Source organism: Streptomyces sp. NPDC001617 (assembly GCF_053596855.1).
Map to the genome: position 1 here is coordinate 1 of NZ_JBSFHA010000101.1, position 12765 is coordinate 12765.

12 protein-coding genes are annotated in these 12765 nt (G+C 70.3%); 7 read left to right on the forward strand and 5 right to left on the reverse strand.

Features of this window, described 5'->3' with window-relative positions; all coding sequences use genetic code 11:
- The first annotated feature begins 170 nt into the window (after nucleotides 1–170).
- Nucleotides 171–1802, forward strand: coding sequence for a phospho-sugar mutase (locus tag ACWC09_RS44745; protein ID WP_450857087.1), 1632 nt, complete (start codon nucleotides 171–173; stop codon nucleotides 1800–1802).
- A gap of 179 nt (nucleotides 1803–1981) precedes the next feature.
- Here ACWC09_RS44745 and ACWC09_RS44750 read toward each other — a convergent pair whose 3' ends face one another.
- Both ACWC09_RS44750 and ACWC09_RS44755 read right to left on the reverse strand, forming a co-directional pair.
- Entirely contained in the window at nucleotides 1982–3643 is a 1662-nt protein-coding gene (locus ACWC09_RS44750) for a hypothetical protein (protein ID WP_450857088.1), read from the reverse strand.
- A 131-nt stretch (nucleotides 3644–3774) separates the two neighbouring features.
- Complete coding sequence (locus ACWC09_RS44755) at nucleotides 3775–5019, reverse strand: RNA-guided endonuclease InsQ/TnpB family protein (protein ID WP_450857090.1); 1245 nt, start codon at nucleotides 5017–5019, stop codon at nucleotides 3775–3777.
- Nucleotides 5020–5046: 27 nt separating this feature from the next.
- Between ACWC09_RS44755 and tnpA the strand changes: the two genes are divergently transcribed.
- Nucleotides 5047–5463: an IS200/IS605 family transposase gene (gene tnpA / locus ACWC09_RS44760; protein WP_450857092.1), complete on the forward strand. Its 417-nt coding sequence runs from the start codon at nucleotides 5047–5049 to the stop codon at nucleotides 5461–5463.
- A 289-nt stretch (nucleotides 5464–5752) separates the two neighbouring features.
- Here tnpA and ACWC09_RS44765 read toward each other — a convergent pair whose 3' ends face one another.
- Nucleotides 5753–6529 carry a PH domain-containing protein gene (locus tag ACWC09_RS44765; RefSeq protein ID WP_450857094.1) on the reverse strand — a complete coding sequence of 259 codons (777 nt, stop codon included), beginning with the start codon at nucleotides 6527–6529 and terminating at the stop codon, nucleotides 5753–5755.
- Nucleotides 6530–6742: 213 nt separating this feature from the next.
- Between ACWC09_RS44765 and deoC the strand changes: the two genes are divergently transcribed.
- From deoC to ACWC09_RS44780, 3 genes are read left to right on the forward strand one after another with little or no spacing between them, the layout of a single operon-like run.
- Entirely contained in the window at nucleotides 6743–7702 is a 960-nt protein-coding gene (gene deoC, locus ACWC09_RS44770; RefSeq protein WP_450857095.1) for a deoxyribose-phosphate aldolase, read from the forward strand.
- A 6-nt stretch (nucleotides 7703–7708) separates the two neighbouring features.
- A complete protein-coding gene (locus ACWC09_RS44775; RefSeq protein WP_450857097.1) occupies nucleotides 7709–9139 on the forward strand; it encodes an aldehyde dehydrogenase family protein in 1431 nt (476 codons plus the stop codon).
- On the forward strand, nucleotides 9132–10031 hold the full coding sequence (locus ACWC09_RS44780; protein ID WP_450857098.1) for an aldehyde dehydrogenase family protein: 900 nt from the start codon (nucleotides 9132–9134) through the stop codon (nucleotides 10029–10031). Before ACWC09_RS44775 ends, ACWC09_RS44780 begins: the two co-directional genes overlap by 8 nt.
- 76 nt (nucleotides 10032–10107) lie before the next feature.
- Here the strand turns inward: ACWC09_RS44780 and ACWC09_RS44785 are convergent, their stop codons facing one another.
- Complete coding sequence (locus ACWC09_RS44785) at nucleotides 10108–10512, reverse strand: hypothetical protein (protein ID WP_450857100.1); 405 nt, start codon at nucleotides 10510–10512, stop codon at nucleotides 10108–10110.
- A 137-nt stretch (nucleotides 10513–10649) separates the two neighbouring features.
- Here ACWC09_RS44785 and ACWC09_RS44790 point away from each other — a divergent pair, with 137 nt between their 5' ends.
- The gene (locus ACWC09_RS44790; protein WP_450857102.1) at nucleotides 10650–11297 is read left to right on the forward strand and encodes a uridine kinase family protein; all 648 of its coding nucleotides are present in this window, start codon (nucleotides 10650–10652) and stop codon (nucleotides 11295–11297) included.
- A 29-nt stretch (nucleotides 11298–11326) separates the two neighbouring features.
- On the forward strand, nucleotides 11327–11671 hold the full coding sequence (locus ACWC09_RS44795; RefSeq protein ID WP_450857103.1) for a DUF6281 family protein: 345 nt from the start codon (nucleotides 11327–11329) through the stop codon (nucleotides 11669–11671).
- A gap of 178 nt (nucleotides 11672–11849) precedes the next feature.
- On the opposite strand, the gene ACWC09_RS44800 is transcribed toward ACWC09_RS44795, so the two are convergent.
- Nucleotides 11850–12593, reverse strand: a complete 744-nt coding sequence (locus tag ACWC09_RS44800; protein WP_450857105.1) for a SigE family RNA polymerase sigma factor — start codon at nucleotides 12591–12593, stop codon at nucleotides 11850–11852.
- Nucleotides 12594–12765: the final 172 nt, after the last annotated feature.

The following is a 12765-nucleotide window of genomic DNA, read 5'->3' on the forward strand; positions in this document are numbered from 1 at the left end:
CCATCACCGCGCACCCTCCAAAGACACAGCACCGCCCGACCGAGGACGGACACCCCCCGCCCCGGCCCCGACCCACAACACACCGCAGGCGCTACGCGCACCCCCACCCACCCCGCACAGGCGCCGCAGGCATCCGCACCGCAACCACAACGAGACGCTGGAGACCGACCGTGCACGACGCTCTCATCGCCCGGGCCAAGACCTGGCTGTCCGAGGACCCCGACCCGGAGACCCGCGACGAGCTCGCGAAGCTCATCGAGGCCGGAGACGTCACCGAACTCGCAGCCCGCTTCAGCGGCACCCTCCAGTTCGGCACCGCAGGCCTCCGCGGCGCACTCGGCGCAGGCCCCATGCGCATGAACCGCAGCGTCGTCATCCGAGCCGCCGCCGGCCTCGCCGCGTACCTCAAGAAGAACGGCCACCAGAACGGCCTCGTCGTCATCGGCTACGACGCCCGCCACAAGTCCGCCGACTTCGCCCGGGACACCGCCGCCGTCATGACCGGCGCCGGCCTCAAGGCCGCCGTACTCCCCCGCCCCCTCCCCACCCCCGTCCTGGCGTACGCCATAAGGCACCTGGGCGCAGCAGCCGGCGTAGAGGTCACCGCCAGCCACAACCCACCCCGCGACAACGGCTACAAGGTCTATCTCGGCGACGGCTCGCAGATCGTCCCGCCGGCAGACGCCGACATCGCAGCCGAAATCGATGCGATCACATCCCTCCACGACGTCCCCCGCCCCGACACCGGCTGGGAATCCCTCGACGACAGCGTCCTCGACGCCTACCTCACCCGCACGGACGCGGTCCTCGCCCCCGACTCCCCCCGCACAGCCCGCACGGTCTACACAGCGATGCACGGCGTAGGCAAGGACACCCTCCTCGCAGCCTTCGCCCGAGCCGGCTTCCCACAGCCCATCCTCGTAGCCGAACAGGCCGACCCCGACCCGGACTTCCCCACGGTCGCCTTCCCCAACCCGGAAGAGCCGGGCGCGATGGACCTGGCCTTCGCGAAGGCCCGCGAAACAGCCCCCGACCTGATCATCGCGAACGACCCGGACGCAGACCGCTGTGCGGTGGCCGTCAAAGGCAACACGGACTGGCGCATGCTCCGAGGCGACGAGGTGGGCGCCCTCCTCGCCGCCCACCTGGTCAACCGCGGAGCACAAGGCACCTTCGCCGAGTCGATCGTCTCCTCCTCCCTCCTCGGTCGCATCGCCGAAAAGGCGCACCTCCCCTACGAGGAGACCCTCACCGGCTTCAAGTGGATCGCCCGCGTCGACGGCCTGCGCTACGGCTACGAGGAGGCCCTCGGCTACTGCGTGGACCCCGAGGGCGTACGCGACAAGGACGGCATCACCGCGGCCCTCCTCATCACCGAACTGGCCTCCCAGCTCAAGGAGGAGAACCGCACCCTCCTGGACCTCCTGGACGACCTCGCGGTCGAACACGGCCTGCACGCCACGGACCAGCTCTCGGTCCGCGTCGAGGACCTGTCGATCATCGCCCGCACGATGGAGCAGCTCCGCGAGCACCCGCCCACGGAACTCGCCGGCCTCACGATCACCAAGGCCGAGGATCTCTCCCAGGGCACGGACAAGCTTCCCCCCACCGACGGCCTCCGCTACACCCTGAACGGCGCCCGGGTCGTCGTCCGCCCGAGCGGCACGGAACCGAAGCTGAAGTGCTACCTCGAGGTGGTCGTCCCGGTAGCCACACACGCCGACCTCCCCGCCGCCCACGCCACGGCGAACGATCTCCTCGCGGCGATCAAGCGGGACCTGTCGGCGGCGGCCGGCATCTGAGCCGCAGACCTCGGGGTGCCCGGCCGACGAAGGGCAGGGCACCCCATCGAGTGATTTCCCCAGGGCAGTCGCCCCGCCCGTGAGGGTGCTGCTGCGGCCGAGCGCGCCGTAACCGTCGTACGCGACTCGCACCAAGAGACCTTCACCACCTAAGGCACCACCAAAAGCACCTAGGGCACCTAAGGCACCAGCAGAAGCACCGCAACCCACCCCACGGCCACCACCACGGCGAGCGGCCACACCCGCCGCCCCCGCTCCCGCTCTCCGCACACGCCCGACGGCCGAACCGAAGGCTGCTCCCACATCGCGCGGATCTCGGCGGCGGCCCGCTCATACGGATGGATCAAACCCATTCGCCGCTCGGCCCAAGGCCACCGGAAGCCGAACACACTCCACTCCTCGAAGCCGACCCGCCGGCTGTCGACCTTCAGCTCGGTCCCCTTGCACTCGACGGCGCGGATGTCGTCCCAGGCGATGTGCTGGGGCCGATGCAGCGCGTTGAACCACAGCCCCTCACGATCGGCGGTGATCCGCCAGGCGATCCACCGGGGCAGCATCAGCACCGCGATGACCCCCACCACCCCGCCGAAGAGCCACCGCTCGACTCCGTGCTCGCCCCAGACGGACATATACGCGCCCCATGCCGAGGCCCCCGCAGCCGTCAGCCAGTCGGCCCACCCCGCCCGCCACCGCCGTACGCCTTTGCCGCCCGGCACATACGCTTCCCCCTCGACGGCCCGAGCCGCCGCCCGGCTCCGCTCCTCGTACACCGCGTCCCGCTTCGCCCGAGCCTTCTCCACCCGCAGCCCGCGCCGGACGGACCCGTCCGACAGAGGCCGTACGGGCCCGGTCGACCGCTCCACGACGGGCGGCCCGCCGGCCAACCCGGCGGCACTGACTAGGAGCACCTCGGCGCCGTCGTACGGCACCCCGTAGAGGACGGCCTCGCGCAGTGGCCCGGGCTCGTCACCGTCCTCGGTGATCCGGGCGAGAAGCTCCTCGTCGTCGGCGTCGTCCTCCTCCTCGTCGCCGTCCACCTCCGCCAGCGAGACGGTGAACAGCGGCCGCAACGCCCCCACGTCATCGGCCGCGAAGACCTCCGTGTCCAGCCCCGTCCCCTCCCGGACCAGCACCCGCAGCACCGGCGCCGGTTCCTGCCGCAGCTCGGCGGCCCTACGGCGGCCCAGATACCCGGAGAGCAGCGCGGTGAGGCCGACCCCGGCGAGGGCGAATCCCAACGCCATGTCGGCGTGGCGATCGTCGCCGGTGTCGAAGGCGGACCCGGCGGCGGCCAGGACGGCGCCCGCCAGGAACAGCACCACCCCGAGCCCGCGCAGCAGCTTCCCGCGCCACACCGGCCGGTCCGCGTCCGGCAGTACGGCCGTCACACCACCGGCCGCCGCGCGGGCGACGTCCCGCTGTCGGACACGGGCCGTCATGCGGAGCTGGGCGGCGCGTGCGCAGACGGCGGCCATGAGGACGCCGGCGGCCGGCAGCAGCCAGGCCGGCGAGAGCGACCCCCGTCCGACCAGTCCGGCGACCATGACGGCCTGCATCGCCGCCGTGACCCGTACGACCTCGGGCCGCGCCAGCAGCCACAGCACCTGCAGTCCCAGGAACGCGGCGACGAACGGAGGCACATCGGCGAAGCTCAGGATGACGCCGCCGATGAGGGCGAGAGCGCCCAGCGACAGGACGAGACGCCGGGGCACCCGCACCGGAACCCAGCGCGGCGGCAGCGCGTCCGTCCAGCGGCGCGCCTGGACACCGTCCCAGGGCAGGCAGCCCTCGGGTATCGCCTCGGGCGTCAGCGGCGAGGGCCGCGAGGAGGTCGTATGCATCGTTTCCCAGACGTCAGGACCACCGGGGTGGCAACGGTCCTCGGTTCCGTCCGGGTGGGGGGCGGCCGTCCTGCCCGAGGTGTCGAGGCAGAGCATGCACAAGGAAGCTGTGCCCTTGACATGCTCCCTGGCTAAAGTCCAGGGATTCCGGCCTGGGTCGTGTGACCCTTCCGGGGGCTTCCTGCTTCACCGCGCTGTGCGGGCACGGGTGCCCGTCTTACCGGCGCTCCACAGGCGTTTAGCGTCTCCGCCCGTCCGGCGGCGACGATCCGGCGTCCTTCGAAAAGCACGTTACGTGCTGCGTTGTGGTCGCGGTCGTGCACGGTGCCACATGCGCCGCACCTCCACTCCCGGACGTGCAGGGGCTTGGGACCGTCCCGGAATCCACAGGCCGAACAGACCTGAGAGGACGGGAAAGCGCGGTCCACCCTGGCGAAGGTGCGGCCGCGCAGAGCCGCCTTGTACTCCAGCATCCCGACGAACGCGGACCATCCCGCGTCGTACACCGACTTGGCGAGCCGGGTACGGCCGAGGCCGGACACCGCGAGGTCTTCCACGTACACCGCTTGGTTGTCGCGAATGATCTGCGTGGAAGCCTTGTGGTGAAAGTCCCGACGCCGGTCGGCCACCTTGGCGTGCTGGCGTGCGACCTTGATGCGAGCCTTGGCCCGGTTCTTCGACCCCTTGGCCTTACGGGACAGCTCCCGCTGAAGACGCCTGAGCTTCTTCTCCGCCCGGCGCAGGAAGCGCGGGCTGTCGATCTTCCTGCCGTCGGACAGGACGGCGAAGGCGGACAGGCCGAGGTCGATACCGGCGTCGGTCTCCAGCTCGGGCAGGCTGTCCGGCTCGGTGTCCACGACGAAGCTGACGAAGTACCGGCCGGAGCTGTCCTTGGTGACGGTCAGGGACGTGGGTGCGGCCGGAAGCCTGCGAGACCACTTGACCTTGAGGTTGCCGACCTTGGCCACGTACACCGTGCCGTCGCCCTGGAGGCAGAAGGCGTTGGTGTTGAGGCGGACCGACTGCCGGGTGTCCTTCTTCGACTTGTAGCGGGGAGGGCCGACCTTGCGGCCCTGCCGCTTGCCCTTGAGGCTGTCGAAGAAGTTCTTGTACGCGGTGTCCAGATCCCGCAGGGACTGTTGCAGGACGACCGCAGACACGTCGGCGAGCCAGGCGCGTTCCTCGGTGCGCTTGGCCTGGGTGATGCGAAGCCGGGACAGCTCGGCCGACTTCACATACGGCAGCCCCGCCGCGTGCGCGTCCTTGCGGTCGCGCAGGCAGTCGTTCCACACCACGCGGGCGCACCCGAACGCACTGGCCAGCGCACGGCGCTGGGAGGCGTCCGGGTAGGCCCGGTAGTTGTAGCGGAGCTGCACAACCAAGATCCTACTACGATTGGTCTCATGGACGGGCAGAACGACTACAGGCGGGGTAGACACGTTGTTTCGGCGATGCATGTGCACTTGGTCTTCGTGACGAAGTACCGGCGCGGGGTGTTCAACGACGAGATGCTGACACGCTGCGAAGAGATCATGCGCAAGGTCTGCGAGGACTTCGAGGCGGAGCTGAAGGAGTTCAACGGCGAACGCGATCACGTCCACCTGTTGGTGCACTACCCACCCAAGGTCGCCGTCTCCAAGCTGGTCAACAGCCTCAAGGGCGTCTCCGCCCGCCGGATACGGCAGGAGTTCACCGGCCGGATCAACCGCGCCATCCTGCACGGGCACCTGTGGTCGCCCTCATACTTCTCCGCATCGTGCGGCGGAGCACCGTTGGCGATCGTCCGCCAGTACATCGAGCAGCAAAAACGTCCCCTCTAACGTGCACGTCAGAGCAGTCTTGAGATGCATTCATCCCCGGCGTGAACGCCGGGGCTTTCTGCAAGAGTCCCGGTAAACAGCGGAACCACTGACCGCGAACCCCGCCGCCCAGCCCGCTCACCCCGCCGCGAACAAAGCAGCAACCACGCCCCCCACGAAAACAACGAAACCGATGACCGCGAACCCCGACCGCCCCGCCCGCTCACCCCGCCCCAAGCAAGGCAGCAAGCACGCCCCGCCCCACGGAAACCACGGATCGGTGGCCGGAGCCCCCGGCCGTCCCCTCCGCTCAGCCCGTCGCAAGCAGGATGGCCAGTAGGACCGCCCCGGCCAGCGCCGGCCCGGCGACCTCGTACGCCCAGCGCACGGTCACCTCGCCCCGCGCGTTCCCGGCTTCGCCCTGAGCGTTCTCCGCCTCGCCCTGCCCGTTCTCCGCCTCGCCCCGCGAGGTCCCCGCCCCGCCCCGCGCCTCCAGCAGTTCGCGCAGCTCGTCCATGGCCTTGTCGGACTCGGGGCGCGCGGGCCCGTCCTGCTCGGCGCCGCTCCGCGAGAGGCCGCCGAAGCCGCCCATGCCGCCGCCCATGCCGAAGCCGCCCATGCCGCCGCCCATGCCGAGGCCGCCCATGCCGCCGCCCCGGCGGGGCCGTCCGCTCGCCTCGGCGGCCCTGTCCGCGGCCACCCGGGCCTCCCGTCGGGCCGCCCGCTTGCGGGCCCGCAGCGAGACGGGCAGGGCCCACAGCTGGTACTTGGCGCCGGACCTGACGACGAGCTCGTTCGAGTAGCTGGACCGCAGGGAGACGGCTTCGCCCCAGGGCACCACGATCACCCGGAACGGGTTGCGGATGCGCAGGCGCTCCTCGTCGGCGTAGACCGCGGGGCGGATCGTGAAGGCGACGATCAACGGCACGACGAGGATCAGGGTGGCGAGGGCCAGCCAGGGGGTGCGGCCGTGACCGGAGAAGATCGCGTCGAGACCCAGCCAGGCCACGATGGCGAGCAGGAGGACGCCTCCGACGATGCCCGCGGGGGAGCGGTAGGTGCGGTCCTTGGACTCGGGGGTGGTCATGGTGGGAATTCTGCCTCAGGACTTCGTGGCGGTTGAGGTCGGACCGGACCTCCGGCCTCACCTCCGACCTCACCTCCGACCTCACCTCCGGCCCCACGTCCGGCCCCCGCCTCCTGCCCTACTGGCTCCCCTCGGACCGGACCCCCGCCCCACAGATCCGTCTTGCTAAGGGTGTACAGCCGCTACGCGCGTAGATATGCTCGTCTGGTGACCATGCCCACCACTGCATCTCCCGCACACCCGCTTACGGACGTGACCTCGTCCGACAGCACTCTGCGCCGGTTCCTTCACGGGCTGCCCGGCGTCGACGCGGTCGGTCTGGAGGCGCGTGCCGCCTCTCTCGGTACGCGTTCCATCAAGACGACCGCGAAGGCGTACGCCATCGACCTCGCCATCTCGATGGTCGACCTGACGACGCTGGAAGGCGCGGACACCCCGGGCAAGGTCCGGGCGCTCGGCGCCAAGGCGGTCCACCCCGACCCGACCGACCGCACGACCCCGGCGACCGCGGCCGTCTGCGTCTATCCCGACATGGTGCCCGCCGCCAGGGAGGCCGTAGCCGGCTCGACCGTGAAGGTCGCCTCCGTCGCCACCTCCTTTCCGGCCGGCCGCGCCCCGATCGCCGTGAAGCTGGCCGACGTCCGCGAGGCCGTCGCGGCGGGCGCGGACGAGATCGACATGGTCATCGACCGTGGGGCGTTCCTCGCGGGGAACTACATCAAGGTGTACGACGAGATCGTCGCCGTGAAGGAGACCTGCGGGGCGGACGCCCGGCTCAAGGTCATCTTCGAGACGGGCGAGCTGTCGACGTACGACAACATCCGGCGCGCGAGCTGGCTCGGCATGCTGGCGGGCGCCGACTTCATCAAGACGTCCACCGGCAAGGTCGCGGTCAACGCGACCCCGGCGAACACCCTCCTCATGCTGGAGGCCGTACGGGACTTCCGCGTCCAGACCGGGGTACAGGTCGGCGTGAAGCCCGCCGGCGGCATCCGCACCACCAAGGACGCCATCAAGTTCCTGGTCCTGGTCAACGAGACCGTCGGCGAGGACTGGCTGGACAACCACTGGTTCCGCTTCGGCGCCTCCTCGCTCCTGAACGACCTGCTGATGCAGCGTCAGAAGCTGGCCACCGGCCGCTACTCCGGCCCCGACTACGTGACGGTGGACTGATCCATCATGGCTTTTGAGTACGCACCCGCACCCGAGTCCCGCGCGATCGTCGACATCGCGCCCTCGTACGGCCTGTTCATCGACGGCGAGTTCACGGAAGCCGCCGAGGGCAAGGTCTTCAAGACGGTCTCCCCGTCCACCGAAGAGGTCCTCTCGGAGATCGCCCGGGCCGGTGCCGAGGACGTCGACCGCGCGGTGAAGGCCGCCCGGAAGGCCTTCGAGAAGTGGTCGGCGCTGCCCGGCACCGAGCGCGCCAAGTACCTGTTCCGCATCGCGCGGATCATCCAGGAGCGCAGCCGCGAACTGGCCGTCCTGGAAACCCTGGACAACGGCAAGCCGATCAAGGAGACGCGCGACGCCGACCTCCCCCTGGTCGCCGCGCACTTCTTCTACTACGCGGGCTGGGCGGACAAGCTCGACCACGCCGGGTTCGGCCACTCGCCGAAGCCGCTCGGCGTCGCGGGCCAGGTCATCCCCTGGAACTTCCCGCTGCTGATGCTGGCGTGGAAGATCGCCCCGGCGCTCGCCACCGGCAACACGGTGGTGCTGAAGCCCGCCGAGACGACCCCCCTGTCCGCCCTGTTCTTCGCGGACATCTGCCGCCAGGCCGGTCTCCCCAAGGGCGTCGTCAACATCCTTCCCGGCTACGGCGACACGGGCGCCGCGCTCGTCGCACACCCGGACGTGAACAAGGTCGCCTTCACGGGCTCCACGGCCGTCGGCAAGGAGATCGCGAAGACGGTCGCGGGCACCCGCAAGAAGCTGACCCTCGAACTGGGCGGCAAGGGCGCGAACATCGTCTTCGACGACGCCCCCATCGACCAGGCCGTCGAGGGCATCGTCAACGGCATCTTCTTCAACCAGGGCCAGGTCTGCTGCGCGGGCTCCCGCCTCCTGGTCCAGGAGTCGATCCAGGACGAACTCCTCGACTCCCTGAAGCGCCGCCTCTCCACCCTCCGCCTCGGCGACCCGCTCGACAAGAACACGGACATCGGCGCGATCAACTCCGAGGAGCAGCTCGCCCGTATCACCACCCTCGTCGAGCAGGGCGAGGCCGAGGGCGCCGAGCGCTGGTCGCCGGCCTGCGAGATCCCGACCTCCGGCTACTGGTTCGCCCCGACGCTCTTCACGAACGTCACCCAGGCGCACCGGATCGCCCGCGACGAGATCTTCGGCCCCGTGCTGTCGGTCCTCACCTTCCGCACTCCGGACGAGGCGGTCGCCAAGGCGAACAACACGCCCTACGGCCTGTCGGCGGGCATCTGGACGGAGAAGGGGTCACGCATCCTCGCCGTGGCGGGCAAGCTCCGCGCGGGCGTCGTCTGGTCCAACACGTTCAACAAGTTCGACCCGACCTCGCCGTTCGGCGGCTACAAGGAGTCGGGCTTCGGCCGCGAGGGCGGTCGTCACGGCCTGGAGGCGTACCTCGATGTCTGAGCGACTTTCTGTCTTCAAGACCTACAAGCTGTACGTCGGCGGGAAGTTCCCGCGTTCCGAGAGCGGCCGGGTGTACGAGGTGAGCGACAAGAAAGGCAACTGGCTGGCGAACGTGCCCCTTTCGTCCCGTAAGGACGCTCGCGACGCGGTGGTCGCCGCCCGCAAGGCGTTCGGCGGCTGGGCGGGCGCGACCGCGTACAACCGCGGTCAGATCCTCTACCGCATCGCCGAGATGCTGGAGGGGCGGCGGGAGCAGTTCGTCCGTGAAGTGGCGGCCTCCGAAGGGCTGTCCAAGTCCAAGGCCGCCGAGCAGGTCGAGGCCGCGATCGACCGCTGGGTCTGGTACGCGGGCTGGACCGACAAGATCGCGCAGGTGGTCGGGGGCGGGAACCCGGTCGCGGGGCCGTTCTTCAACCTGTCCTCCCCCGAGCCGACGGGCGTGGTGGCGGTCCTGGCCCCCCAGGAGTCGTCCTTCCTGGGCCTGGTCTCCGTCATCGCCCCGGTGATCGCGACGGGCAACACGGCCGTCGTGGTGGCGTCCGAGCAGTCCCCCCTCCCCGCTCTGTCACTGGGCGAGGTCCTGGCCACCTCCGACCTCCCCGGCGGTGTCGTCAACGTCCTCTCCGGCCGTACGGCGGAGATCGCCACGCCGCTGGCCGCGCACCAGGACGTCAACGCGATCGATCTCGCGGGCGCCGGCGCCGGCGATGGCCTGGCGAAGGAGCTGGAGATCGCGGCGGCGGACAACCTGAAGCGGGTTCTTCGTCCACAGCCTGTGGACGAAGTCGACTGGGTGGCGACTCCGGGGACCGACCGCATGACGGCGTTCCTGGAGACGAAGACGGTCTGGCACCCGACGGGGTCGCTGGGCGCGTCGGGTTCCTCCTACTGAGGGACCCCGCAGACCGGAGAGCCGCGCTTCCCCTCCGTCCGGGGGATGCGCGGCTCTCTGCTGCGATCGGCGGTGCTCAGTGGTTGAGCAGGCGGGTGGCCTGCCCCGGCACCGGAATGCTCCCGATCGACGGCGCCTGGGCCACCGGGGCGGTCAGCATCCGGGAGTTCAGGGACTTGAAGTCGGCGAGCTGGGTGCCGACGCCGTTGTCGAGGGGGTCGACGCCCGTGCCGGCGAGGGGGTTGGGCTTGAGGCCGGAGATCGGGCCGGTGACATGGCCGACGGAACCGGTGAGGGCCTGGAGCCCGGCCTGGGGGTCGGTGTGGCCGAGGCTGGTGGGGTGGGTGCGCATCACGTCGAGGACGGGCTCGGTGTCCGCGGAGGCCGTCGCGGCACCCGCGCCGAGCGCCACACCCGCCGTCGCGAGGGCGACCAGGGCGCGCTGGGCGGTCGGGGTCGAGGAAGACGTGTGTCGTGCCATTGCTGCTGCCACCTTCTACTGCCGTCTCATGCACAGGGTAATCAGGTCGACACGTAGGGTAGTTGAGGTGTGACGCACGCTCCAAAGACGACCCGCGGGGTCGGCAGGGCGTACGGAATACGTCAAACTGGTGTCCCGTGAGCATCCATCGCCCCTCCCCCGCCCGTGTCGTGCTGCTCTGCGGTCCCTCGGGCTCGGGCAAGTCCCTTGTCGCCGCCCGTTCCGGCCTTCCCGTGCTGCGCCTCGACGACTTCTACAAGGAGGGCGACGACCCGACGCTGCCGCTGGTGGCGGGGAGTTCCGACATCGACTGGGACCACCCGGACTCCTGGGACACGGATGTCGCCGTTGCCGCGATCGCCGAGCTGTGCCGCACGGGCCGTACGAACGTCCCCGTCTACGACATCTCCCTCTCCGCGCGCACCGGCGAGGAGGCCGTCGACATCGGCCGGACGCCGCTGTTCATAGCGGAGGGCATCTTCGCGGCCGAGATCGTCGACCGCTGCCGCGAGTTGGGCCTGCTGGCCGACGCCCTGTGCCTGAACCGCGGCCCGGTCCGCACCTTTCGCCGCCGCTTCCTGCGCGACCTCAGGGAAGGCCGCAAGTCGGTCCCGTTCCTGCTGCGCCGCGGCTGGCGCCTGATGCGCCAGGAACGCACGATCATCGCCCGCCAGACCTCGCTGGGCGCCCACCCCTGCGACCGCGACGAGGCCCTGGGCCGCCTGGCCGCGGCCGCGGTGGGCCGCCGCCCGGCCCGAACGGATGCGACGCCCTCTCCGTCGTAGGTCGGACGACCTCCGCGGAAAGGATGCCGATGACGAACGCCCTGAAGGCCGGCCGACGGCTGCTCGTGACGACCGCGCTGCTCGCCTCCGCCGTCGAATGCGGGGGCGCGGGGGCCTCGGAGGCTTCCTGCGCGTATCTGGTGAAGTACGGGAACCGCGAGTATCTGGGCGCGGACAAGGCCGACTTCAAGGTCGGCGGGAAGTTGGGCACCGCCACGATCCCGGCGTGCGACGACACCCCGAACGACGGTGACGACGGCGTGCCCGAGCAGAAGACCGGCGCGTACACCGTCGAGGGAACGGACCCCGCCGAGGCCATCGCGGTCGGCGACACGCCGCGCGAGGCGGTCCTGGCGACGGTGCGCGTCCGCTGAGCACACACGAAAGCGGGACTGGACGGACCCCCCGGCCCTCCAGTCCCGCTCCCCCGTTCCCCCGTGGTGCTTCCCCCGTTTTCCCCGTGCTTCCCCCGTTGGTCCCCCGTGACCCCCGTTGGCCCCCTCGGACCGTTCCCCCGTTACCGCTCCCCCGTGTTCCTTGCTCCCCCAACCCTCAGGCGACGAGCTCCCCGAAGGCGTCCTCCTCGTCACGGCCGAAGCTGAGGACCTCGTCCTCGCGCAGGCGGCGCAGGGAGCGCCAGATGCTGGACTTCACCGTGCCGACACTGATGTCGAGGATCTCCGCGATTTCCGGGTCGGTGCGGCCCTCGTAGTAGCGCAGGACCAGCATCGTGCGCTGGAGTTCGGGGAGCCGGGCGAGCGCCTGCCACAGGACCGCGCGCAGTTCGGTGCCGCGCATCGCGTCCGTGTCGCCGGGCGTCTCCGGCAGCTCCTCGGTCGGGTATTCGTTCAGCTTGCGGCGGCGCCACGCGCTGATGTGCAGGTTCGTCATGGTGCGGCGGAGATAGCCCCCGACCGCGGCCTTGTCGCTGATCCGGTCCCAGGCCTTGTACGTCGAGAACAGCGCGCTCTGCAGCAGGTCCTCGGCCTCGAAGCGGTCACCGGTCAGGTGGTAGGCGGTTGCGTACAGGGAGGCTCGACGCTCCTGGACGTAGGCGGTGAACTCCGCCTCCGACAGCGAACGACGTTCCCCCGTGTCCTCCCTGTACGCGCTTCCCCCGTGCGGTTCCCCCGTGAAACCGTCAACCACCGTCATGTACACGGTGTGCTGACGCCCGGCGCCGCGAGCGCACCCCCGCCCGCTCACGGCGCCGGACTTCTCTGAACCCCGGCCCCCGTTCACGTCGTGCAGGCGCGTGACCACTGCGCTAAGGCTGGTGCTGTGCAGCGTGTTCATCTCGCGCCCCCCGTCGTGGACTTCCGGTGTTCGGCTTGCTCAGGCGGTGTATCTCTGCGGTGCTTCCTTGCCTGTGCCGAAAAGCTTGCCCTCGCACCTTCATGGCCGTGTCCGCCGACTGTCACAGACCTGTCACAGGGGTCGGTCCAGCGGTCGATCTCAGCGGGGCCAC